17 protein-coding genes are annotated in these 22508 nt (G+C 61.8%); 3 read left to right on the forward strand and 14 right to left on the reverse strand.

What is annotated here, in order from left to right:
* The 3 genes from peaB to AC07Y2_RS20635 form a co-directional block, all read right to left on the reverse strand.
* Window positions 1-1431, reverse strand: coding sequence for a quinohemoprotein amine dehydrogenase maturation protein (gene peaB / locus AC07Y2_RS20625; protein ID WP_039772812.1), 1431 nt, complete (start codon window positions 1429-1431; stop codon window positions 1-3).
* Window positions 1432-1513: 82 nt separating this feature from the next.
* Window positions 1514-3094, reverse strand: coding sequence for a quinohemoprotein amine dehydrogenase subunit alpha (gene peaA / locus AC07Y2_RS20630; RefSeq protein WP_039772813.1), 1581 nt, complete (start codon window positions 3092-3094; stop codon window positions 1514-1516).
* 604 nt (window positions 3095-3698) lie between these two features.
* On the reverse strand, window positions 3699-3896 hold the full coding sequence (locus tag AC07Y2_RS20635) for a hypothetical protein (RefSeq protein ID WP_007953098.1): 198 nt from the start codon (window positions 3894-3896) through the stop codon (window positions 3699-3701).
* Between the two features lie 356 nt (window positions 3897-4252).
* Here AC07Y2_RS20635 and AC07Y2_RS20640 point away from each other — a divergent pair, with 356 nt between their 5' ends.
* Window positions 4253-5743, forward strand: coding sequence for an aldehyde dehydrogenase family protein (locus AC07Y2_RS20640; RefSeq protein WP_103386729.1), 1491 nt, complete (start codon window positions 4253-4255; stop codon window positions 5741-5743).
* 16 nt (window positions 5744-5759) lie between these two features.
* Here AC07Y2_RS20640 and qhpG read toward each other — a convergent pair whose 3' ends face one another.
* From qhpG to AC07Y2_RS20675, 7 genes are all read right to left on the reverse strand, one after another.
* A complete protein-coding gene (gene qhpG, locus AC07Y2_RS20645; RefSeq protein WP_103386728.1) occupies window positions 5760-7055 on the reverse strand; it encodes a flavin-dependent monooxygenase QhpG in 1296 nt (431 codons plus the stop codon).
* Window positions 7052-7729: a subtilisin-like serine protease QhpE gene (gene qhpE, locus AC07Y2_RS20650; protein ID WP_039772819.1), complete on the reverse strand. Its 678-nt coding sequence runs from the start codon at window positions 7727-7729 to the stop codon at window positions 7052-7054. The genes qhpG and qhpE overlap by 4 nt, the downstream gene beginning before the upstream one ends.
* On the reverse strand, window positions 7719-9437 hold the full coding sequence (locus tag AC07Y2_RS20655) for an ABC transporter ATP-binding protein (RefSeq protein WP_039772820.1): 1719 nt from the start codon (window positions 9435-9437) through the stop codon (window positions 7719-7721). The genes qhpE and AC07Y2_RS20655 overlap by 11 nt, the downstream gene beginning before the upstream one ends.
* Window positions 9437-11341 carry a sigma-54-dependent Fis family transcriptional regulator gene (locus AC07Y2_RS20660; RefSeq protein ID WP_103386727.1) on the reverse strand — a complete coding sequence of 635 codons (1905 nt, stop codon included), beginning with the start codon at window positions 11339-11341 and terminating at the stop codon, window positions 9437-9439. Before AC07Y2_RS20660 ends, AC07Y2_RS20655 begins: the two co-directional genes overlap by 1 nt.
* Window positions 11342-11586: 245 nt before the next feature.
* Window positions 11587-12612: a histone deacetylase family protein gene (locus tag AC07Y2_RS20665; RefSeq protein WP_039772823.1), complete on the reverse strand. Its 1026-nt coding sequence runs from the start codon at window positions 12610-12612 to the stop codon at window positions 11587-11589.
* A 3-nt stretch (window positions 12613-12615) separates the two neighbouring features.
* Window positions 12616-13854 carry a Zn-dependent hydrolase gene (locus AC07Y2_RS20670; RefSeq protein ID WP_039772825.1) on the reverse strand — a complete coding sequence of 413 codons (1239 nt, stop codon included), beginning with the start codon at window positions 13852-13854 and terminating at the stop codon, window positions 12616-12618.
* 22 nt (window positions 13855-13876) lie between these two features.
* The gene (locus AC07Y2_RS20675; protein WP_039772827.1) at window positions 13877-15187 is read right to left on the reverse strand and encodes an MFS transporter; all 1311 of its coding nucleotides are present in this window, start codon (window positions 15185-15187) and stop codon (window positions 13877-13879) included.
* Between the two features lie 162 nt (window positions 15188-15349).
* Here AC07Y2_RS20675 and AC07Y2_RS20680 point away from each other — a divergent pair, with 162 nt between their 5' ends.
* Window positions 15350-16285: a LysR family transcriptional regulator gene (locus AC07Y2_RS20680; protein ID WP_103386726.1), complete on the forward strand. Its 936-nt coding sequence runs from the start codon at window positions 15350-15352 to the stop codon at window positions 16283-16285.
* Here the strand turns inward: AC07Y2_RS20680 and AC07Y2_RS20685 are convergent.
* The 3 genes from AC07Y2_RS20685 to AC07Y2_RS20695 are packed head-to-tail and all read right to left on the reverse strand — an operon-like array spanning window position 16279 to window position 19258.
* The gene (locus AC07Y2_RS20685; RefSeq protein WP_103386725.1) at window positions 16279-17208 is read right to left on the reverse strand and encodes a 2-hydroxyacid dehydrogenase; all 930 of its coding nucleotides are present in this window, start codon (window positions 17206-17208) and stop codon (window positions 16279-16281) included. The two genes, AC07Y2_RS20680 and AC07Y2_RS20685, sit on opposite strands and share 7 nt — an antisense overlap.
* Entirely contained in the window at window positions 17205-17960 is a 756-nt protein-coding gene (locus tag AC07Y2_RS20690; RefSeq protein WP_039772830.1) for a class II aldolase/adducin family protein, read from the reverse strand. The genes AC07Y2_RS20685 and AC07Y2_RS20690 overlap by 4 nt, the downstream gene beginning before the upstream one ends.
* A complete protein-coding gene (locus AC07Y2_RS20695; protein WP_074689282.1) occupies window positions 17957-19258 on the reverse strand; it encodes an MFS transporter in 1302 nt (433 codons plus the stop codon). The genes AC07Y2_RS20690 and AC07Y2_RS20695 overlap by 4 nt, the downstream gene beginning before the upstream one ends.
* 144 nt (window positions 19259-19402) lie before the next feature.
* Here AC07Y2_RS20695 and AC07Y2_RS20700 point away from each other — a divergent pair, with 144 nt between their 5' ends.
* Window positions 19403-20362, forward strand: a complete 960-nt coding sequence (locus AC07Y2_RS20700) for a LysR family transcriptional regulator (protein WP_064381145.1) — start codon at window positions 19403-19405, stop codon at window positions 20360-20362.
* Window positions 20363-20374: 12 nt separating this feature from the next.
* On the opposite strand, the gene mrdA is transcribed toward AC07Y2_RS20700, so the two are convergent.
* Window positions 20375-22267, reverse strand: a complete 1893-nt coding sequence (gene mrdA / locus AC07Y2_RS20705) for a penicillin-binding protein 2 (RefSeq protein ID WP_103386724.1) — start codon at window positions 22265-22267, stop codon at window positions 20375-20377.
* Window positions 22268-22508 lie beyond the last annotated feature (241 nt).

The raw sequence follows: 22508 nt of genomic DNA on the forward strand, positions 1-22508 counted from the left end.
TCAGTGAGCCTTGCGCGGAGTGATGTAGCTGCTGATGAACGCAGGGTTGTTGGCCATGATCCGGGTGTAGACCTCGATGCCGAAGTCGACCCAGTCACGCATCAGTTCGCAGTAGTGATAAGTCGGGTGGGCCGGATCGCCGTAGCGGGCATAGCTCTCGTGGTAGCAGCCGCCGGAACACAGGTTGCGGATCTGACAGTCATGGCAACCGGTGTTGGTGCGATCCAGGCGCTGGGACAGAAAGTCGTTCAGTTCAACCTGTTTAACGCCACTGTGGACGTTGCCGAAGGTCGGCAGCGACGAGCCGGTGAAGCGATGGCACAGGTTCAGTTCGCCCTTGTGATCGACCGCCAGCATCTTCAATCCGGCACCGCACGGCAGGGCTTTTTTGTGGCCTTCGTGGATGTCGGTGATCAACTGATGCAGGTTGGAGAAACCGATATTGCGGTGCTCCAGCGCAGCCTCCAGATAACGCCGGCCGAGGCGTTTCATGCTGGCGAACACTTCGATCAATTCGTCAGTGGTCAGGTTGAAGCTGCTGATATCACCGGACGTCACCGGAGCAAATCCGACCTCGGCAAACCCCAACTCGTTGAACAGGTGATCCCAAATGGTTTCAACGTCGGTGACGCCGGTAGTCAGGGTCACCCGTGCGCCGACCGGACGGCTGTTGTAACGCGACAGCAACATTTCGGCCTTGCGCCGCACCACGTCATAGGTGCCCTGCCCGCCCACTGTGATGCGATTGCGGTCGTGCACGGTTTTCGGTCCGTCGATGCTCACTGACAAGCCGAAGCGGTGGGCATTCAGGTAGTCCACGGTGTCTTCGGTGAGCAGCGTGGCATTGGTGGTCATCACGAATTCGACGAACTTGCCGGCCTCGGCAAAACGCTTCTCACAGTAATCGACCATGTACTCGATCAGCTTGCGGTTGCTCAGCGGCTCACCGCCGAAAAACACCACGGTGAAACGTTCTTCGTTGGGGGACTCACGCAGCAGCATTTCCACTGACGCGATGGCGGTTTCGACGTCCATCTTCTTGCCGGCGGACGGCTTGTCGAGGTCTTCCTTGTAGCAGTAGGTGCAGCTCAGGTTGCAGCCGGTGTTGACGTTGAGCACCACGGTGTTGATCGCGGTGCGCTCGACGCGTTTGACCGCGATGTCCGGCGTCAGCGGCGAGCCGTCGCTGACCAGTTCCAGCGAAATCAGCTCGCGCAGGGTCTCGTTGATTTCCTCGCCGTTGAACCGCGCGCCGAGGCGCTGGATCAGGTCTTCCGAGGAGCAGCCGGGGCCGCGCAATGCATCGATGATGGTGCCGGTCAGTTCATCGCTGGCAAACAGCGAACTGCTGGGGATGTGGAACAGCATGCGGTCGGCGTCGACGTGCACTTCGTGCAGATTACGTTCGACCAGATTCAAGATAGCGCCCATTGCAAACCTCCTGTGCAAGCCCCGCCTGGCGGGACTTGCGGTCATTCCGAAAAGTGTCTGAATCGCGGTGGCCCAGGACAACTCAAGGAATGGGTGGATTGTTCCAGCGTTGCACGGTGACGATCAGGTGGCCTTCGCCGGTCAGGGATTTCCCCGCGTCGTCGACGGCGGCGATCACCTTGAGGTTGCCGGCATTGTTGGTGGACATCTTGCGTGCCGGATTCGGCCCGGCATCGCCCGGGGTGAAAACGCCCGCGTCAGCCTGCATGGTGCCGGCGAATTTGACGTCCTCGTCCTCTTTGGCGCGCTCGTCGAAGGCTTCGACTTTCCATTGCGCCGGGAACACGCCGATACGATACGGCTTGCCGTCGGCACCCTTGCCCCAGGCTTCGGCGTCGAAACGGCCCTGGACTTTCGGCGTCGAACCGCCGCCCTCGCCGATCCGTGCCACCGAGAACTCCGGCACCACTTTGACCGAGGCAATCTTGCTGTACACAGACAGGCTCGGACCTTTCAGGCTGCCGACGCTGACCGCGCGCAGACCCGGCTGGGCATTGACTGCCGCTTTGACTTTGACCTTGATTCGGTCGGCGTTCTGCTCGACCACTTCGACCACGTCCACGCCTTTGCCGAAGTTCGGCTTGCCGCTCAGACCGCTGCCGATCAGGGTCACTTCGGTTTCGCCGCCGGCCTTCACATAACCTGGCTGCACCGCCAGCAAGCGCTGCGAACCCTGTTTGGCGGCGACAAAGTCCAGACCGCGCTCATCGTGCTCGGCCTCGAACATCCGGCCCTGCATGGCGTTGCCTTGTGCGGCGAACACCTGACGCATGGTCACGCCATCGACGGTCACGTTGCCGCGCCATTCGTAGCCGCTGTAGAGGATCGCGCTGCCGTCGCCGTTGAACGGGCTGCCGTCGGCGTACTGACCTTTGACGACGACCTTGAAGGTGTCACTGCCATCGGCGGTGACGCTCATGGTGCCGGCCAGTTCACCCTTGCCTGGCAAGTGACCGCTGAAACTCCAGTCGCCGACCAAAGCTTCGGCTTTCGGTGCGGTTTTGATCCAGGACTGCCACGCCGGGTTATCCAGCGGATAACGCTTGGCCAGCAGCGGGACCATTTCCTTGCGGGCAATATCGAACCAGTCACGATCGCGGGACATGGCCTGATATTCCAGCGACGGCCATTGACCGAGGTGGAAATTCACCAGACGTTCCCATTCCTGAGCCGGACGCCGTTGCAGGGCGATCCGCGCACCGGAGTGGCAGCGTCCGCACATCTGCGCGGTTTTCTCGTCGAACTGCTCGACGGTGTTCAACCGCCGCTCCAGCGCGTAACGCACGCCATCGGTTTCGCTGGGCGCCAGGCCCTGGGTGTCGGCGAGGTATTTGACCAGCGTGCGACGGTCGTCATCGCTGATCTGCAAACCGTGCATGGTCTGCATCCGGGCGATGCTCATCAACCAGCCTTCCGGGGTCTTGCGCTGGTGGCTGATGCGGCTCAACTGGTCGCCGGCTTCAGGGGTGTGACAGCCCTGGCAGGTTTCCTTGAGGATGGTCTGGGCATCGCGGGCTGCCAGGCTGTACGGCGAATGCAGGGCCACGCAAGCGGCCACGGCCAGCAGGCTGGCGCTCATGCCTGATCGGAGTTTTCTCTTCATCAACGTCGAACCTCGCACGGTGCTTTCTTATTGTTGTGGCTTATCGTTTTTATGGTTTCTGCCGTTCGTGGCGATGCACGAACGGAGGCAAGCGAAACGTCTGCTGTGAGCAATACACGGAGCGTGCCAGCTTGCCGATAAGCTTTTCAATCAAGCAGTTATGTGAAGATCAAGGCGAAGTGGCGGTGCCGGCGGTGCTTGCCGGCGTCCAATTTCGCGACAGCTGTTGCAGTCTGAGACAAGCATAGTTGTTGCGGCGTCAGCGACATTGCGTCGCGCGACAGATGACCCGGAGCTGACAGCATCCCCCATGAAAAACCTCCAGGAGAGTGACGCCTGCCGAACCCACACGAAAACAAGCCCCGCCAATGACGGGGCTCTTGTACTGGCTTGATTACCCGCGCCTAGCGAACGGAATTGTCCGGGTGAACCTTGTAACGCCCACAATGGTTGCAAACCATCGAGCATTCACAGTGGACGCCGGCCTTGGCTGCCAATGCCGCGGAATCACGCTGGGCCGCTTGAATTCGACGATCCCGGTGATACGCATACATGAGCAGCATACTGACGCCCATACACCACAGCCCCACAATTAAAGCCGCCATCATTTCCCCTCCATCATGGCAACACCGAATGAGGTAACGATTACGAAAAAACTGGTTGAAGCCATCCACGCACCTGCCCGAATCGTATCGACATCGGTCAAGTCGCCAATCAACAGCGCCGCAATCCCTGTCACCAGAAATCCAGTCCCCACGCCCATCGTAAAATTGGTTAGCCATCGAATGGTTAAGTTGTTCATCGACATCCCTGTGAAGACACTGACCCGCCAAATCCATGGCAGGAAAACCCTATACACCAGGCAACTTAGCTCGTACTTCATGCCTCCACCAGTCGGTAAAAACTGTCAGACGCGCGGCTTTTCCTACACCTGAAACGGCCCGATTTTGCTCAAGCCCCGTCACAGCGGCGTTGGCTTTGTAGGACGCGTATCCTGCATCTCAACGGGTGTCGCGTTTTGAGACAAATTCACCCTCATTGCCACTCAAACTCTTCCTCCTTCCGCCCGTGCAACCGGGCTGTGCGCCACCTTCGAGCATTTGGCACAACCATTGCGAAAGCCCCTCTCGATCCCATCGAACAACAAGAGGTTTCGCCATGCCCCTGCCCTATCTGCTCCCTGCCACTTCGGCCTTCATCCAGCGCCCGCCACGCATGCTGATCGGCGGCGACTGGGTCGAAGCCACCGACGGCCAGACCATGCCGCTGCACAACCCGGCCACCGGTGAGGTGCTGTGCGTGGTACCGCGCGCCACGCCGGAAGATGTCGATCGCGCGGTGCTCGCCGCCCGGCAAGCCTTCGATGGTTCGGCCTGGAGCCGCACCCGTCCGCGCGAACGGCAGAACCTGCTGTGGAAACTCGCTGACCTGATGCAGCGCGACGCCGAGCTGCTGGCGCAACTGGAATGCCTGAACAACGGCAAGAGCGCGGCGGTGGCGCAGGTGATGGACGTGCAACTGGCCATCGACTTCCTGCGCTACATGGCCGGCTGGGCGACCAAGATCGAAGGTTCCAGCGTCGACGTTTCGTTGCCGCTGATGCCCGGCGATCAGTTCCATAGTTTCATTCGCCGCGAAGCGGTAGGCGTGGTCGGCGCCATCGTCGCCTGGAACTTCCCGTTGCTGCTGGCCTGCTGGAAGCTCGGCCCGGCGCTGGCCACCGGTTGCACCGTGGTGCTCAAACCGGCCGACGAAACCCCGCTGACCGCGCTGAAACTGGCGGAGCTGGTGCTGGAGGCGGGTTACCCGGAAGGCGTGTTCAACGTCGTCACCGGCACCGGCATCACCGCCGGATCCGCCCTGACTCACAACCCGCTGGTCGACAAACTGACCTTCACCGGCTCCACCGCCGTGGGCAAGCAAATCGGCAAGGTCGCCATGGACTCAATGACCCGGGTCACCCTGGAGCTGGGCGGCAAATCACCGACCATCGTCATGGCCGACGCCGATTTGAAAACCGCTGCGGCGGGAGCTGCCAGTGCGATTTTCTTCAACCAGGGCCAGGTCTGCTGTGCCGGTTCGCGGCTGTATGTGCAGCGCAAGCATTTCGACAATGTGGTGGCCGACATCAGCGACATCGCCAATGCGATGAAACTCGGCAACGGTCTCGACCCGAGCATCGATATGGGCCCGCTGATTTCCGCGCGTCAGCAGGAGCGGGTCTACAACTACATCGAAATGGGCCGGGAAAGCGGCGCGACCATCGCCTGCGGTGGCGAGCAGTTCGGGCCGGGGTTCTTCGTCAAGCCGACGGTGATTGTCGATGTCGATCAGCGGCATTCACTGGTTCAGGAAGAGATCTTCGGGCCGGTGCTGGTGGCGATTCCGTTCGATGACGAGGCCGATGCGCTGCGCATGGCCAATGACAGCCCTTACGGGTTGGGCGCCAGCATCTGGTCGAACGATCTGGCAGCGGTGCACCGGATGATTCCACGGATCAAGTCAGGGTCGGTGTGGGTCAACTGTCACAGCGCGCTGGACCCGGCATTGCCGTTTGGCGGCTACAAGATGTCCGGGGTCGGGCGCGAGATGGGGTATGCGGCGATTGAGCATTACACCGAGCTGAAGTCGGTGTTGATCAAGTTGTAATGACTGCGCTTGCGGCTCAGGGTTTGAAACCCTGAGCCAACAGCCACCCGCGAACGGCTCGCCCCTGCTCAAGCGTCAATCCCGCCAACACCTGATCCGCCGGCTCATCGCGCAGCCGCCGCACCAGCGGAGCCAGCTCGACACCTTGCACATGCCAGATCCCCAGCGGCTGATCCGCCGTGATCACCACCTCGGCTTCATCGACAAACCCGTCACGCAACACCGGCATCCGCTCGATCCGCAACGCGGCAAAATCCGCCGCCGCATGGGCCACTTCAGCATCGGGCCAATGCCGCCGCGCCTGCCAGAACGGCCGATCGAGCCAGCGCTGTTCATCGGCATAGAAGTCCCGACCGATCCGCGCAAAACGCAGGAACAACTGCTCCACACGCTGCCGGTGAAAACGTTGCGCCAACGCCGCCCGCTCAGGTTTACGCAAGAAAGTGTTGATCACCACCGGCGCCTGCAACGCCGAGGACAGCGACTGAAAAATCCCGTTGCCGGACAGCGGGTCCACCGCCATCGCCGCATCGCCGACGCGAATCCAGTTATCACCGCAGACCTGTGGCGCAAGAATCGCGGTGCTGCTGCGAGCATGCAGTTGCAACTCCAATTCCTGCCCGCCGGCAAAGAAGGCTTGAGCAAATTCCGAGGCCTGACGCCGCGCGCGGCAGTAATCGAGCAACTGCGCCTTGCCCGGCAATTGGGAGCTGGCCACATCCACCGTCCATTGCCAATAACATTGGCCATCGTCCCGTCGGGCCATCCACGCCCAACCGTCTTCAAGGCTTTCCACGGCGCTGGCGGTCACACCCGGCGCGCCTTGCCAGCGATTGAGCAGGCTGACCGTCTCCGGCCCGCGCAGACCTTTGCCGGACGCCGGTGCCTGTCGCCCCCGGGCCTCGACCAAAAAATCCGCCGTCAGCGTCTGACCGCCATCGAGTTCAACCCGATGCCCCTCAGCCGAAGAATGAACATTCAGGACTCGCCCTTCAATCACCTCGACCCCGGCCACCCGCAAGTCTTCACGCAAGCCGCGATCAAAGGTCGGACGATCCAGCAGAAACTCGATGTTCTGCGCATGCTGCTGACCGTTCCATGCAACCTGTCGCTGGGACGGCAACGTGGCGTTCGCCACCCCGTGATTCAACCCGGCCCCACGCAACGCCTCCAGCACCCGTTGCGATACGCCTTCGAGCGCCGCAAACCGCCGCCATTCGCTAACCAGCGTCACGGCGTAACCCAGTCGTCGCAGCCCCAGTGCGACCGCCGCACCGGCCGGTCCGGCACCGAGAATCAGGATCGAAGTCATGGGCCGAAACGCCGTTCAGGGCCGCGATAACGAGCGTGCTGTTTCAGCCAGTCGATAACTTCGGCATTGCTCGCCTGCGGATGCTCCAGCAGATAGCCGGCGATATGCCCGCTCAACGCTGCACACCCCAGACTGGCCCCGGACTGCCCCGGATAAGTGCCCCGCACACACGCGGCAAAATCCGCCTGCGCACTGTCGAGCCATGACCATTGCTCATCGGTGCAACGGGCATCGCCGGTCACCCGCAGTACCTGCGGATAACTCGCCGGAAACACCGCGGCGCCCTGCGCCGGGCTCGATGCACACAGCAACACTCCTTGGGCCACCGCAGCCGCGCAGGCCTCGCGCAACAGGCTGCGATCCTGGCGCAGGCCGAGGCTCAGATTGATCAGCCGCACGTCCTGCGCCACCAGCCAGTCGATGGCTGAGGCGATCTGCAAGGCGCTGGTAACGCCGCGCTGATCGAACACTTGGGCCACGCAAATCTGTGCGGCCGGTGCCCGACGACTGATCGCTTCGATCACCGCGCTGCCATGCCCGAGGGGATCGTCGCGCAAATCGGATTCAGCCAGACCATCCTCCAGCAACGAGAATCGCCGCCCGGTAATCACCTGCACCCGTTGCGCCGCCGAGTGCCCACTGTCGACCACACCAATCCGCAACTCAGACTTCATGCAGCACCGTTTTAGAAATAAGCACACCGTCGAGCAATTCGAAGCGCAGATCGGCATCGGCCAGGGTCGACGGACGATGGCTGATCAGAATCCGCGTGCGTCCGGCAAACAACCGGTCGATGGCTTCGATCACCTCGCGCTCGGTGGTTTCGTCCACTGCCGACGTGGCCTCGTCGAGCACCAGAATCAGAGGGTCCTGCAACAGCGCCCGGGCGATCGCGATCCGCTGTTTCTGCCCGCCGGACAATTGCTGACCGCGCTCGCCCAACGGGCTGTCGAGGCCTTCGGGCAACGACGCGATCAGACTGTCGAGTTGCGCCAGCCGTGCGACTTCGGCGATGGCTTCGCGGCTGGCGTCTGGCACCGCGTAAGCCAGGTTGTCGGCGAGGCTGCCGCGAAACAGCACGATGTCCTGACTGACCACGGCGATGCGTCGGCGCAGTTCGAACAACTCCAGTTCACGCAGATCCACTTCGCCGAGCAGCACCCGCCCGGCCTGCGGATCGTGATGCCGTTGCAGCAGATCGATCAGCGTCGATTTGCCGACACCGGAGCCGCCGCTCAAGGCGACTTTCAAACCGTAGGGAATCGTCGCCTCAATACCGTTCAACGTACTCGGACGACCCGGATGACTGAAGTGCACCGCGTCGAAACGCAGCTCGCCCGAAGACGGAAACGGCTTCGGCGCGGCTGGTGAAAACACCGTGGGTTCTTCGCCGCGCAACTCCATGACCCGACCGAGGCTGACGGTCATGCGCTGGATCGCCACGTACAACCCCAACAAACTTTGCACCGGCCCGACCGCCATCCCCAGATAAGTGGAAAACGCGATCAGCGCACCGAGTTGCCAGGTGCCCTGCACCACCCAATAACCGCCAATTAAAAAAGCGCAGGCACGGGACAGCGAGGTCAACGTACCGGGCATGGCCTGAGTGAAAAACTCGGTGACTTGCAGGCGCAGCAACTGGTTCATGTAGCCCTGCCCGAGGCTTTCCAGACGCTGCGCTTCACGCTGCTGCTGGCCGGCGGACTGGATGAATTTCATCACCGGCAGGGTCTCGACCATGAACGACGACATGTCCGCCGAACGCTCGCGCAACTGCCGCACATCGCGCTCGACCTTGCGCCGCATCCAGCGTAGCCACAGCACGTCGAGCGGGATCAGCACCAGCGCCAGCAATGACAGTTTCCAGGACAACGTGAACAGCATCGCGATCGCCACCACCAGGCCGATCACACTCGACACCGCCGAGAACAACGAGTCCACGGCAAATCGCTGAATCTCGGCCACATCGCCGTCGAGCCGCGACATCAGATCGCCGATCCGCCGCTGGCCGTAGAAGCTCGGCGACAGTTTCTGCAAATGCCGGTAAAGGTCATCACGCAGGGCAAACAGAATCCGCCCGGACAGGCGCGTGTGCAGATAGCGATTGATCCCCGACAACGCGGTGCCGAGCAGTCCCGCGATGATCATCAACACCGCGATCAGTACCAGCATCGGAAAGTTGCGCGCCAGCAGCCCGTCGTCGATCAGCAGCTTGACCAGCCACGGCTGCACCAGCACCAGCGACGATGCGCACACCGACAGACCAAGCAGGCCGGCAATCGCCAGCCGCTGCGGCCGCACGAAACCGTACAGCCAGCGCAACGCCGCTTGCAGTGCGGCGGGGTTCTGGCTGTCGATCAGCCGCACGAACAGGCGCTGCATCACGAGCGCAACTGTTTGAGTTTGCGGTACAGGGTCGCGCGGCTGATGCCGAGGGCGTCGGCCGCGGCCGAGACGTTGCCCTGATGGGTGTCGAGGGACTGGCGGATCATCTCCAGTTCGTTCTCGCGAATGCTGCCGGTCTGGGGTTTCTCGGTAGCGGAGAGTTCGTCGAGCATGCTGTCGGGCAGGTGATCGAGGGTCAGCACGGTTTCCCCCGGCTCGCGCATCGCCAGCGCGGTGCGCAGCACCATTTCCAGTTGGCGGATGTTGCCCGGCCAGTGATAAGCGCCGAGCAGGCGATTGAGGTCGTCGTGCAGCACGGCGTTCGGTGCGTCGAGTTTGCCCAGCAGCCGAGCGACCAGTGCATTGAAGTCATCGCGCTCGCGCAGGGCCGGGAGCATCACGCTGATGCCGTTGACCCGATAGAACAGATCCTCGCGAAATTGCTTGTCTTCGACCTGACGCTTGAGGTCGCGGTGGGTGGCGCAGATCAGTGCGACGTCGATGTCCTGTTCTTCCCCGGCACCCAGCGGCGCGACTTTGCGGTCCTGCAAAACCCGCAGTAAACGCGCCTGCAAGGCCAGCGGCATGTCGCCGATTTCATCGAGGAACAGTGTGCCGCCGTGGGCCTGTTGCAGGCGCCCGATCATGCCGCCACGGCGCGATCCGGTGAAGGCGCCTTCGCGGTAGCCGAACAGTTCCGACTCGATCAGGCCTTCGGGAATCGCCGCGCAGTTCACAGCCACAAAAGGTTTGTCGCTGCGGCTACCGGCCAGGTGCAACGCGCGGGCGATCACTTCTTTACCGGTGCCGGTTTCGCCGAGCAACAGCACCGGCAACTCATTGGCGAGACCTTGGCGAGCCATGCGCAAGGCGCGGGCGTAGCGGGTGTTGTTGCCGGCCAGTGCTTCCAGATCCGGTTGCGCCGTGGCGGTTTTCGCCACGCTGCGCGGTGGGCCGCCCAGGTTGACCGAGCGCGCCGGGGCCCGCAGGGTCTTGTAGAAAAATTCGCCCTTGGCGGTTTGCACACTACCGACGCCGCCTTGTTGCAGGCGGGTCAGCAATTGCACGCCATCGACCCCGAGAAACTCTTCGCAACGCCGCCCGACCAGCGCCGAACGCTCGGCCCGCAGCAACTGGCAGGCCTGGGCGCTGACCGCCAGAATCTGTCCGCCGAGACTCACCGCCAGCAGCCCTTGCCACGGCGATTCAAGATACTGCCGGCGACTGTGGAAGGCGAGGACGATCTGATCGGGAAAACTGTTGTTGAACACCCGGCTCTCGATCTGGCTGACCGCCATGCTCAGCAGCGCGGTGCTGTCGTGAACGCGGCCGAGGGGACCTTCGCGGGTCAGGTCGAGGACACCAAGAATCTCGCCCTGAGGGCAATGGATCGGCACCGAGGTGCAGGAAAAATCGGTGAGGCGGTCGAGGTAATGTTCGCCGCAATCGATCAGGGTGGGCCGCGCTTCGACCAGTGCCGTGCCGAGGGCGTTGGTGCCACGGGCGGCTTCGCTCCAGCAGGCGCCGAGGGTGATGTCCTGCAGGCCGCTGCCCTTGAGCCGGTCGGCACGTCCCTCGACCGCAAGAATGGTGGCGTCGGAATTGGCGAGGATGATCAGGCCTTCCTTGCCTTGGCGCTCGGCGAGGTAATCGATGGCCGGTATCGCCGCATCGATCAGCAGGCGATTGCTCGCCAGCAGCACATCGAGGCTCGCGCCCGATTCCAGCGCCAGCTCATGCTTGCCATTGAAATGCACGCCGTGGCTCAGGCTGCGCCGCCACGAAGCATCGATCTCCGCACGCAACACGCCATCCGGGACTTGCCCTTCGAGATGGAGTTTTTCCCGGGCCAGCCGGGCTTCGTGGTGAGACTTGGGATCGGTTGTTTTTATAAGAGTCATCAAGCGCTCCGGAGCGGTCCGCTTTGCGCTTTTTTACATCAGCGCCCTGACGCCAATGTTTACGTTAACGTCAGGGCGATGGCAAGCACCGTAGGGCGCTTGTGTTCCAGCAGGTGGATTGCGTTATCGTTCATCGCTGGCAAGCCAGCTCCCACAGGGTTTGGCGTGGCCGCAAATTCCGCAGTCAACCACAGTACTGTGGGAGCTGGCTTGCCAGCGATGGCGGCCGTCGGATCACATCAATTTCAGATCTGCCACACCTCTGCATTCACGAAAAACGCTCGGGCATTGTCTTCGAGACTTTCCAGGTGATAACCGCCCTCCTGCACGATCAGGCATGGCAGGCCCAGGCTGCGAATCCGTTCGCCCAATGCTGCAAAACCTTCACGGGTCACGGCGACTTTGCTTTGCGGGTCCAGCTCATAGATATCGAAGCCCAGCGACAGCACCAGCACCTCGGCGCCGAACTCGCGTACCGCGTTCAATGCGACTTCCAGTTGCCCGAGGAAATCCGCTTCGCTTGATCCATGAGCCATCGGCAGGTTGAGGTTGAAGCCCTCCCCCGCGCCGCTGCCACGTTCGTCGGCGAACCCGGCGACGCCCGGATAGAAGTTGGTCGGATCGCCATGCACCGAGACGTAAAGCACATCATCACGGTCGTAGAAAATCTCCTGGATGCCTTGACCGTGGTGCATGTCGGTGTCGAGCACGGCGACTTTTTCAAACTTGTCCCGCAGCACCTGCGCCGCCACCGCCGCGTTGTTGACGTAGCAGAAACCGCCCGCCGCTTCGGCCCGGGCGTGATGCCCCGGCGGACGGCACAGCGCGTACGCCGCCGGCTCGCCATCGATCAAGGCCTGAGCCCCAGCCACTGCGCTTTGGGCCGACCAGTAGGCCGAGCGCCAGGTCTGCTCGCCCACCGGGCAACTGCCGTCCGCCAGATACCGTGCCGCCTGGGCGAGGATGCCGCGCAAGGCGTTGGGTTCGCGGACGAAGATGTTCGACATCACCTCGTCGCCCCAGTCTTCGGGGATTTCTTTCCAGCGTGCGTGCGCTTCCTGAAGGAACGTGAGATACGGTGCGCCATGCACCGCCAGCAGCGGCGCGAGACCGGCATCGGCGGGTTGCTCGACACTGAAGCCCAAACCGTGGGCGGCCTGCACCAGACGCTGCGCACGCTCGGGGACTTCCTGCGGCGTACGCATCTGCCCGCGCGAGTAATAGCTGCGTGGATGGTGGAGCAATTGTTCGGCATGGAAAAAACTGCGCATGATTCAGACTCCCTGTTCGATTAGACCGGCGCGGGCCAGCACGGCGTTGAGCAATACGTCGGTGCCCTGCTTCACATCTTCGGGCAACACGTCCTCGGCTTCGTTGTGACTCAAGCCGCCGACGCACGGGATGAACACCATCGCCGTCGGGCAGTAGCGTGCGAGATGAATCGCGTCATGCCCGGCGCCGCTGACAATCGACTGCTGAGCGTAGCCCAGCGCATCCACCGCTTCTTGCACGGCTGCCACGCATTCGGCGTCGAACGGCGTGGCCGGGCTGATCCAGTGCGGGGTGATCGTCAGGTTCAAGCCCCGGCCATCGGCAATCGCCTGCAACCGGGCGCGGACTTGTTGTTCCATCGCGGCAATCGCTTCGTCACGGTGATGACGCAGATCGACGGTGAAATTCACCAGCCCCGGAATGGTATTGCGCGAGGACTTGTTGATACTCAACTCGCCGACCGTGGTCAGGCCTTCGGGGGCAAAATCCGTGGCCAAGCCTTCAATCGCCTGAATCATCCGCGCCACGCCGTACAGCGCATCTTTGCGCAGCGGCATCGGCGTGGTGCCGGCGTGAGCGGCCATGCCTTCGACACGCACATCGAGCCAGCGGATCGCCTGACCACCCGTGACCACGCCGATGCTTTTGGCGTTGTCTTCAAGGATCGGGCCTTGCTCGATGTGCGCCTCAAAATACGCATCCACCGCGCCGCCCAACGGACGTTCACCGGCGTAACCGCTACGCTGCAACGCTTCGGCAACGCTGATGCCATCGACATCACGTACCGCCAGCGCAGCGTCCAAATCCATGATCCCGGTGAACACCGCCGAGCCGAACATGGCCGGGGTGAAGCGCGCACCTTCTTCGTTGGTCCACACCGCCACTTCCAGCGGTTTGCGGGTCTGGATGTTCTGGTCGTTGAGGCAACGTACCACTTCCAGACCGGCGAGTACGCCGTAGACGCCGTCGAAACGCCCGCCTTCGGGCTGGGTGTCGAGGTGGCTGCCCATCATCACCGGCGCGGCGTCCGGATCGGTGCCGGCGCGACGGGCGAACAGGTTGCCGATGGCATCCACGCTCAGGGTCATGCCGGCTTCGCGGCACCAGCGGGCGAACAGTTCGCGACCGGCCTTGTCTTCGTCGCTCAATGCCAGACGGCAGCTGCCGCCGCGGGCTGTCGCACCGATTTCGGCCATGGCCATCAGGCTCGCCCACAGGCGTTCGCCATTGATTTTCAACATGAGGTTCTCCTGAAATTCCGGGTCAGGCACGGGCCAGTTCCGCGCGACGGGCGCTGGCGTGACGCCGGGCGAGGGACAGCACACAGATCAGCGAAATGCCGGCGATCAGGCTGTAGAACACCGCCATCGGCCACCACTGCCCGGTGAACTTGTGCGCGAGCATCGTGCCGATCAGTGGCGTCAACCCACCGGCCACCGCGCCGCAAATCTGATAGGCCAGCGAGATCGCGGTGTAGCGCACGCGAGTCTCGAACATGCCGCTGACGTACCCGGCGATCACTGCGTAGAACGACGCCATGCACACCACCGCCAGCGCGATGCCGAGGATGATCAGCGGCGCCTGGGCCGAACTGACCAGCACGAACATCGGGTACGGCGAGACCATCGCCAGCAGCGACACCAGACACAGGAAACGTGTCGCGCCGATCTTCTCCGCCGTCCACGCGGCCAGCGGCTGGATGCAGAACTGGATGATCGCAACGAAAAACAGGCATTCGAGAATCAGCGAACGTGGCAGCGCCAGTTGCTGAGTGGTGTAGGCGATCATGAAGGTGTTGGTGAAATACACCCCGGCGATGCCCAGCGTGTTGGCGCCGATGCACAGCAACAGTGGGCGCCACGCGGTGCGCAGGACTTCCATCACCGGCGCCTGCTCTTTCTTGATTTGCTTGCTGGCCTGCTCGCGGCTGGCGAGGAATTCCGGTGACTCATTCACGCCCAGACGAATCGCCAGGCCCACCAACAGCAACAGCGCACTGGCGAGGAACGGCAGACGCCAGCCCCAGCTCATCAGGTCTTCTTCCGGCAAACGGGTCACCGCGCTGAACGCCAGCAGCGACAGGATCAAACCCGCCGGGCTTCCCAGTTGCGCGAACGAAGCGAAGAAATTGCGCCGACCCTTCGGCGCATGCTCGCCGGCCATCAACACCGCCCCGCCCCACTCGCCACCAACGGCAATGCCCTGGACGATGCGCAACAGAATCAGCAGCACCGGCGCGGTTGCGCCGATCTGCGCGTAGGTCGGCAACAGACCGATGCACACCGTGACCACACCCATCATGAGCAGCGTGATGATCAGGGATTTCTTGCGGCCGATGCGGTCGCCGATATGACCGAAGATGATCCCGCCCAACGGCCGGGCAAAGAAGCCCACGGCGAAGGTGCCGAACGCAGCCATGGTGCTGAACAGCGGATCGTCGGAGGGAAAGAACAGCGCGCCGAACACCAGTGCGGCGGCGGTGGCGTAGATGTAAAAGTCGTACCACTCGATCATGGTGCCGATGAAGGCTGCGGCCGCCGCACGGCGCGGCTGGTTCGAAGCGTGGGGCTTCATGGGGTCGGGCTCCTTTGATTGTTTTTTTGGCAGGAGGAAAACGTAAATCCAAGGCGCTCTGGCGGCGCCTGTCGTGGGGTGATTTATCGTCCCGGGGCTATGATTAGTCAATTTTCTATTTATTATTCCGACTATTACTTCACCTTATAATCGAGAGCCGCCATGGCCGAACGCGACGTGCAACGCCTGCTCAACGACCGCCTCGACTGGAACCTGCTCCGCACCTTCAGGGTGATCGGCCAGGAGCTGAGCATCAGCCGCGCCGCCGCGCGTCTGCACCTGACCCAACCGGCGGTGAGCCAGGCACTCAAGCGTCTGGAGGAGCAACTGGGTCGCCAGTTGATCGCCCGGCGCGGCCCACGCTTTGCCCTCACCGAAGTCGGCGAGCAGATCTTCGAACTGGCCGGCGAGATCTACGGGCAGATGTCCCAGGTCAGCAGCCTGCTGGAGCAACCGGCCGACGAAGTGATCGGCAAAGTGCGACTGCTGATCATCAGCCGGATCTTTTCCGAGCGCTTCGATGACTTCCTCGCTGACTTTCATCGGCAGTATCCACGGGTGGATCTGGAGGTCGATGTGATGCGCAGTTCGGACATCGTCAGCGCGCTTCAGGAGAAAACCGCGACCCTTGGTCTGAGCCTCAATCGCCGCCCGCAACCGCGTCTGGAACAGCGTCTGTTTCTGCGTCAACGCTATGCGTTTTTCTGTGGCAAACACCACGCGCTGTTTGGCCGACAGGACATCGGCGAAGGCGATTTGCAGCGGGAAAACTTCGTCAGTTTCACCAGCGACCAGATTGGCGGGATGCTTTCGCCGCTGACGATTTTTCGTGATCAGCAAGGCTTCAGCGGACGCATCGTCGCCTCATCGCCAAGCCTTGAGGAAGTGCGGCGACTGGTGATCGCCGGGTTCGGTATCGGTTGTTTGCCGGAGCACGTGGTGGCGGCGGACGTCGAGGCCGGATTGCTCTGGCACCTGCCGCCCCACGAGGGGATTGCCGATGTCGACATTCATCTGCTGTGGAACCGCGACCAGCGCATGAGTCGCGCCGAAACGCTGTTCATCGAACGCTTGCAGGCCTGCCTGGCGGATCAGTAACCGAGCAGGCGATCCGCGCTGTTGAGCAGCGGTTCGCCGACGTTCAAACGGCGAAAGTTCTCGGCGATCTGTTCGGCGATGCAGTCGTGCGAAGCTGCCGAAGCCATGTGCGGGGTGACGGTTACACCCGGAGTTTTCCACAGCGAATGCTCGACGGGCAGCGGTTCCTGCTCGAAGACATCCAGCAGTGCACCGCGCAGTTTTCCACGGGCCAGTGCCTGTTGCAGATCGTCGATGTTCAGGTGCCCGCCGCGCCCGACGTTGACCAGCGCCGCGCCGTTGGCCAGCCGTTCTAACGTCTCGCGATTGAGGATGCCGCGCGTCTCGTGGGTGAGCGGCAACAGATTGATCAGCAACTCCACGCCGTCGAGGAACGGGTTGAAGCCATCGCTGCCGGCGAAGGTCTGCACGCCCGGCAAATCCTTGCTGCTGCGCGCCCAGCCACGCACCTCGTAACCGGCGCTCGCCAGGTCTTGGGCGATCGCGCTGCCGAGCGAGCCGAGACCCATCACACCGATCCGAAACTCATGGGCCGGGCGTTGCAGCGGTCGCTCCCAATGCTGTTGGCGCTGTTGCTCCAGCACTTGATCGAAGCCGCGATGAAAATGAATCACCGCCCAGCGCACATACTCGGTCATGCCTTGGCGATGGCCGGGATCAACCACCCTGCACACCGGCAGATCCGGGCACGACGGATCGTGCTCCAGGTGATCGATGCCGGCGGCGACCGAGTGAATCACTTGCAGATTGGGCAACGCGGCGAGGCTGTCCGGCAGCGGAAACCAGCACGCCGCGATCTGCGCATTCGCCGCCCGGGGATCGTCGGCCAGCACCGCTGAAAGCTGCGGCGCACGGCGGGCAAAGGCCTCCTGCAATTGTTTGAGCAACAGCGTATCGCGGGACATCAGTGCAACGGTATTCATGACAGATAGGACTCGCGCTGGGATTCGATCAGGGTCAGTGCGGCCTCCCAGGCCAAGTCGATGATGTTGTCCTGATCATCGCGGTCGAACTGTTCGGCGGTGTGGGCGCAGACTTCCGGCGACGGGAAATGCAGCTCGCAACCGCCGGCCAGCGCCTGCACTTGTGCCTGGCAGGCACGCTCCAGAAAGTGGATTTCCTGGAATGCCTGGGCCACGCCGGAACCACCGACCAGCAGGCCGTGGTTGCGCAGGATCATCGCTCGGTGCGGGCCGAGATCGGCGATCAAACGCTCACGTTCATCCAGCGACAGCGCGATGCCTTCGTAGGTGTGGTAAGCAAGTTTTCCGTAGAACTTCAGTGCGTGCTGACTGATCGGCAGCAGGCCTTGTTTCTGCGCGGCGACGGCCATGCCGGCGGCCGTGTGGGTGTGGATCACGCAGTTCAGATCCGGCCGCGCCATGTGGATCGCCGAATGGATCACGAAGCCGGCGGCGTTGACCCGATGCCCGGCGTATTCAGGATCGACGATGCGCCCGTCCTGATCGATGCGCACCAGATCGGAGGCACGCATGCGGTCGAAAATCACCCCGTAGCGGTTGATCAGGAAATGATGCTCAGGCCCCGGAATCCGCAGGGTGATGTGGGTGTCGATAAGGTCGGTCATGCGAAAGTGCGCGATCAATCGGTACAACGCCGCGAGCTCGCAGCGGGCTTGCCATTCGATCGGGTCAATATGGGCGGGCTTACTCACGAATACACCTCTTTGCTGTTATGAAGGACGACCGGGTTGGCCCGCAAGCGCGCGAGGCCGCAGACACCGATCAGGGACAGGGCCGACAGCAGCGTGAAGAACACCGCCAATGGCAGCCACTGTCCGGAGAACTTGCTGGCCAGCAGCGTGCCGATCAGCGGCGTGGTGCCGCCGGCTACTGCGCAGCTCAATTGGTAAGCGATGGAAATGCCCGAGTAACGCAGGTGCACCGGGAAGGCCTGGGTCATGTACCCGGCGATCACCGCGTACAAAGCCGAGAGAATCACCACCGCGACGGCGATACCGAGGGTCATCAACAGGATGTTCTGGGTGCCGACCAGCAGGAACATCGGGTACGGCGTGACCATGCACAGCAGCGCCACCAACATCAGAAATCGGCCTTCGCCGATGCGCTCGGCGAGCAGTGCCGACAACGGTTGCGAGAGCAGTTGAATGACCGTCACCAGGAACAGGCAGTCGAGAATGGTTGCGCGCGGGATGCCCTGATATTGGGTGACGTAGGTGATCATGAAGGTGTTGGTGAAGAAGAACCCGGCCGAGCCGATGGTGACGGCGGCGGCAGCAAAAAGGATCTGCCGCCAGCATTGACGGATTACGTCTTTCACTGGGTATTTCGCGGTTTCGTTGTTGTCCTTGGCCTTGGCGAATTCCGGCGACTCATGCACCCCGGAGCGGATCATCAGGCCGACCATCATCAACACGCCGCTGGCGAGAAACGGCAGACGCCAGCCCCAGGCGAGGAAGTCTTCCGGTGACAGCGACGTCACCAGTCGAAACGCGATCAACGCCAGCAGCAAACCCGCCGGGCTGCCGAGTTGTGCAAAGGAGGCATAGAAGGTTTTACGCTTGGCCGGGGCGTGCTCACTGGCCATCAACACTGCCCCGCCCCACTCGCCGCCGACGGAAATGCCCTGAATCAGGCGCAACACGATCAGTCCGATGGGCGCCCAGATGCCGACGCTGGCGTAGCTCGGCAACAGACCGATACCCGCCGTGGCCAAGCCCATCAGTGCCATGGTCACCAGCAACATATTCTTGCGGCCGAGGCGATCACCCAAATGGCCGAACACCATGCCGGCCATCGGACGGGCGATGAAGCCTACGGCGAAACTGCCGAACGCGGCGAGGGTGCTAGTCACCGGGTCGCTGCTGGGAAAGAACACTTGCCCGAGCACCAGTGCGGCGGCGGTGGCGTAGATGTAGAAATCGTAGAACTCGATGGTCGTGCCAATGAAGGCAGCGGCCGCGGCGCGACGCGGCTGAGCGGTGGTGTGCATGCAAGAACCCTGTGTATTTATAGTTTTGGGCAGGTGTCGAAGCGGCTGACGGTCGCGCTCTGTGGCGCTTGTGGGCTTTATCGCTTCCGTGAAAGGATTAGTCAATTTTCAAAAACTTATCTTTACTATTAGCGTGGCTACTACATGACTTCCTCCGCAAATCCCTGGATTGGCAGGCGTTTTCTCAATGACCGGCTGGATTGGAACCTGCTTCGCACGTATCTGGTGATCGGGCAGGAAGGCAGCATGAGTCGCGCCGCAGCGCGATTGCACATCACCCAGTCGGCGGTCAGTCAGGCGTTGAAACGTCTAGAAGAACAATTGGATTGTGTGTTGATTGCGCGCAGTGGACGGCGCTTTGATCTGACGGAAACCGGGGAAGAAGTCCTGCGGATTGCGGCGGATATCTACGGCGATATTTCCCGTTTGGGCACGGTGGTCGAGAACCGCCATGACGACGTTGTCGGCAAGATCCGCATCCTGACTGTCAGTGGCGTGCAGGCGCGGCATTACGATGAGTTTCTTGCGGATTTCCACGAAACTCACCCGAAAATCGAGTTGGAAGTCGAGGTGATGGGCAGCTCGAACATCATCAGTTCATTGCTGCAAAAGACCGCTACGGTCGGAGTCGGACTGTGTCGTCTACCACAGCCTCGGCTGGAGCAGCGGGTACTGTTCCGAGAGCGCTACGCCTACTTTTGCGGGCAACGGCATCGACTGTTCGGACAACAGAATCTGACGCTGGAGCAACTGGCGGCGGAGAACTTCGTCAGCTTCACCAGCGATCAGCTCGGCGGCAATCTTTCGCCATTGACGCTGTTTCGTGACCAGCAGGGGTTTACCGGCAAGATCGTTGCTTCCTCCACCAGTTTCGAAGAGATTTATCGCCTGATCTGTGCAGGGTTCGGGATTGGTTGCTTGCCGATTCACCTGGTGCGACGGGATGTCGAACAGGGTTTGCTGTGGCGCTTGCCGCCGGAGGATGGGGTGGTGGATTTCGATATTCAGCTGCTGTGGAACCGCGAGCAGAAGATGACTCAGGCGGAAACGGTATTCCTCGACAGCTTCCAGCACATGCTCAGCTTGCGTGAGCCTGTGCTGTGAAGCTTTAGCGGGTTACACGTGAGGATCGCCCGGCGCTTTGGTCGGCGCCGCGTATTGCGGCTTGAGGTGACCGTCCTGGTCGAGTAGCCAGGCGTCCATGATCTGCCGCACCACCGGACCTGCGACTCGGCCACCAGCCTCGCCGTTTTCGATCATCACCGAAATCGCGATCTTCGGATGCTCGGCCGGGGCAAACCCGACAAACAGGGCGTTGTCACGATGTCGCTCGAGGGTTTTCTCGCGGTTGTAACGCTCACCCTGTTTGATCGCCACCACCTGCGCCGTACCACTCTTGCCGGCGATGCGGTATTGCGCACCGGCCGCTGCCGCACGAGCAATGCCGCGGGCATCGTGCATCACCATCTGCATGCCGTGGTTGACCTGCTCCCAGTCACGCGGATCCTTGAGCAGGATGTTTGGCATCGGGTGCTCGTCAACCGGGGCCACACCGTCGACGGTCTTGGCCAGGTGCGGACGGTTCCAGACGCCCTTGTTGGCGATCAGTGCGGTGGCTTGAGCGAGTTGCAGCGGCGTGACCTGCATGTAGCCCTGTCCGATACCGAGGATCACGGTTTCGCCGGGGAACCAGGCCTGACGCCGGGTGGCGCGCTTCCACGCCTGGGACGGCATCAAGCCCGGTGACTCCTCGAACATGTCGAGCGAGACTTTCTCGCCAAGGCCGAACATCGCCATGTAGTCGTGAAGGCGATCGATGCCGAGCTTGTGCGCCAGGTCGTAGAAGTAGGTGTCGTTGGAGCGCATGATCGCCGCGTCCATGTCCACCCAGCCATCGCCGCTGTGGTTCCAGTTGCGGTATTTGTGGTCGAAGTCCGGGAGTTGGTAGTAGCCAGGATCGAAGACGCGGGTCTGAGGCGTGACCACGCCGGCATCGAGACCGGCAATTGCCACCTCTGGCTTGATCGTCGAACCGGGCGCATACAGACCGCGCAAAACGCGGTTGAACAGCGGGCGGTCGATGGAATCGCGCAGCGCGGAATATTCCTTGGAGCTGATGCCGGTCACGAACAGATTGGGGTCGAAGCTCGGGTTGCTGACCATGGCCAGCACTTCGCCGGTCGAGGGGTCCAGCGCAACCACTGAGCCGCGACGGTCGCCCAGTGCGGCTTCGGCGGCTTCCTGGAGTTTGACGTCGAGACTCAGGACGATGTTTTTGCCTGGTATCGGATCGGTGTGTTTCAGCACGCGCAGTACGCGGCCCTGAGCGTTGGTCTCTACTTCCTCGTAACCGACGTGGCCGTGCAGTTGTGGCTCGTAAAAGCGTTCGATCCCGGTCTTGCCGATGGATTGGGTACCACGGTATTCGACGGAATCGAGGGTTTTGGATTCTTTTTCGTTTATACGGCCGACGTAGCCGATCGAGTGTGCAAAGTGCGCACCCAAAGGGTAGTTACGGACGAATTGTGGCTCGACATCCAGGCCTGGCAGACGGAATTCGTTAACTGCCAGCACGGCGATCTGTTCTTCGGTCAGCTCATAGAACAGCGTTACGGGTGTAAACGGGTGACGCGACTGCTTCATGGCCTTATCGAAGACTGTGCGGTCTTCGGCGGGCAGGTGCAGGAGGTTGATGACTTCATCCAGCTCCTGGTTGACGTCAGTCGCGCGCTCTCTTGTGATCGTCAGGTTGTAGCTGGGACGGTTGTCGGCCAGCAACACACCATTGCGATCGTAGATCAGGCCGCGTGTCGGCGGGATCGGCAGGACATGGACGCGATTGTTTTCGGAGATGGTCGAGTGGTAGTCGAACTCGACGACTTGCAGGATGTACAGGCGCACCACCAGGGCGCAACTAATGGCGAACACAAACAAGGCACAGGCGATCAGGCGTTTGTTGACCAGCCGCGTCTCTTTTTCGTGATCTTTGATTGGGATGGGTTCGGGCATTTCTGCAGCCACTCTTTGACAAAAAAATGAGCGCCGATCCTTGGGCGTGACATCAGTCCGTTAAAAAACGAGCTGCACCATACCAAAAACCGGGCGGTCATTTCAGAGGGATTTCCCCAATGGTTGTGATCGTGACGGTTGGAGCTTCAGCTTCCTCCAGGCACTTTCCTGCAGGCAAAACAAAACCCCAACTGCTTTCGCAATTGGGGTTTCGGAATTTAATCTTGACGATGACCTACTC

The sequence above is a fragment of the Pseudomonas sp. GW456-12-1-14-TSB6 genome (assembly GCF_059424205.1).

Bases quoted from the DNA above. Each gene is read 5' to 3' on its own strand.
- AC07Y2_RS20635 (WP_007953098.1), bottom strand. From the start codon at position 3,896: ATGAACAACTTAACCATTCGATGGCTAACCAATTTTACGATGGGCGTG.
- qhpG (WP_103386728.1), bottom strand. From the start codon at position 7,055: ATGACTTCGATCCTGATTCTCGGTGCCGGACCGGCCGGTGCGGCGGTC.
- AC07Y2_RS20700 (WP_064381145.1), top strand. From the start codon at position 19,403: ATGACTTCCTCCGCAAATCCCTGGATTGGCAGGCGTTTTCTCAATGAC.
- peaB (WP_039772812.1), bottom strand. From the start codon at position 1,431: ATGGGCGCTATCTTGAATCTGGTCGAACGTAATCTGCACGAAGTGCAC.
- AC07Y2_RS20660 (WP_103386727.1), bottom strand. From the start codon at position 11,341: ATGACTCTTATAAAAACAACCGATCCCAAGTCTCACCACGAAGCCCGG.
- AC07Y2_RS20685 (WP_103386725.1), bottom strand. From the start codon at position 17,208: ATGAATACCGTTGCACTGATGTCCCGCGATACGCTGTTGCTCAAACAA.
- AC07Y2_RS20680 (WP_103386726.1), top strand. From the start codon at position 15,350: ATGGCCGAACGCGACGTGCAACGCCTGCTCAACGACCGCCTCGACTGG.
- AC07Y2_RS20665 (WP_039772823.1), bottom strand. From the start codon at position 12,612: ATGCGCAGTTTTTTCCATGCCGAACAATTGCTCCACCATCCACGCAGC.
- peaA (WP_039772813.1), bottom strand. From the start codon at position 3,094: ATGAAGAGAAAACTCCGATCAGGCATGAGCGCCAGCCTGCTGGCCGTG.
- mrdA (WP_103386724.1), bottom strand. From the start codon at position 22,267: ATGCCCGAACCCATCCCAATCAAAGATCACGAAAAAGAGACGCGGCTG.
- AC07Y2_RS20675 (WP_039772827.1), bottom strand. From the start codon at position 15,187: ATGAAGCCCCACGCTTCGAACCAGCCGCGCCGTGCGGCGGCCGCAGCC.
- qhpE (WP_039772819.1), bottom strand. From the start codon at position 7,729: ATGAAGTCTGAGTTGCGGATTGGTGTGGTCGACAGTGGGCACTCGGCG.
- AC07Y2_RS20695 (WP_074689282.1), bottom strand. From the start codon at position 19,258: ATGCACACCACCGCTCAGCCGCGTCGCGCCGCGGCCGCTGCCTTCATT.
- AC07Y2_RS20655 (WP_039772820.1), bottom strand. From the start codon at position 9,437: ATGCAGCGCCTGTTCGTGCGGCTGATCGACAGCCAGAACCCCGCCGCA.
- AC07Y2_RS20640 (WP_103386729.1), top strand. From the start codon at position 4,253: ATGCCCCTGCCCTATCTGCTCCCTGCCACTTCGGCCTTCATCCAGCGC.
- AC07Y2_RS20670 (WP_039772825.1), bottom strand. From the start codon at position 13,854: ATGTTGAAAATCAATGGCGAACGCCTGTGGGCGAGCCTGATGGCCATG.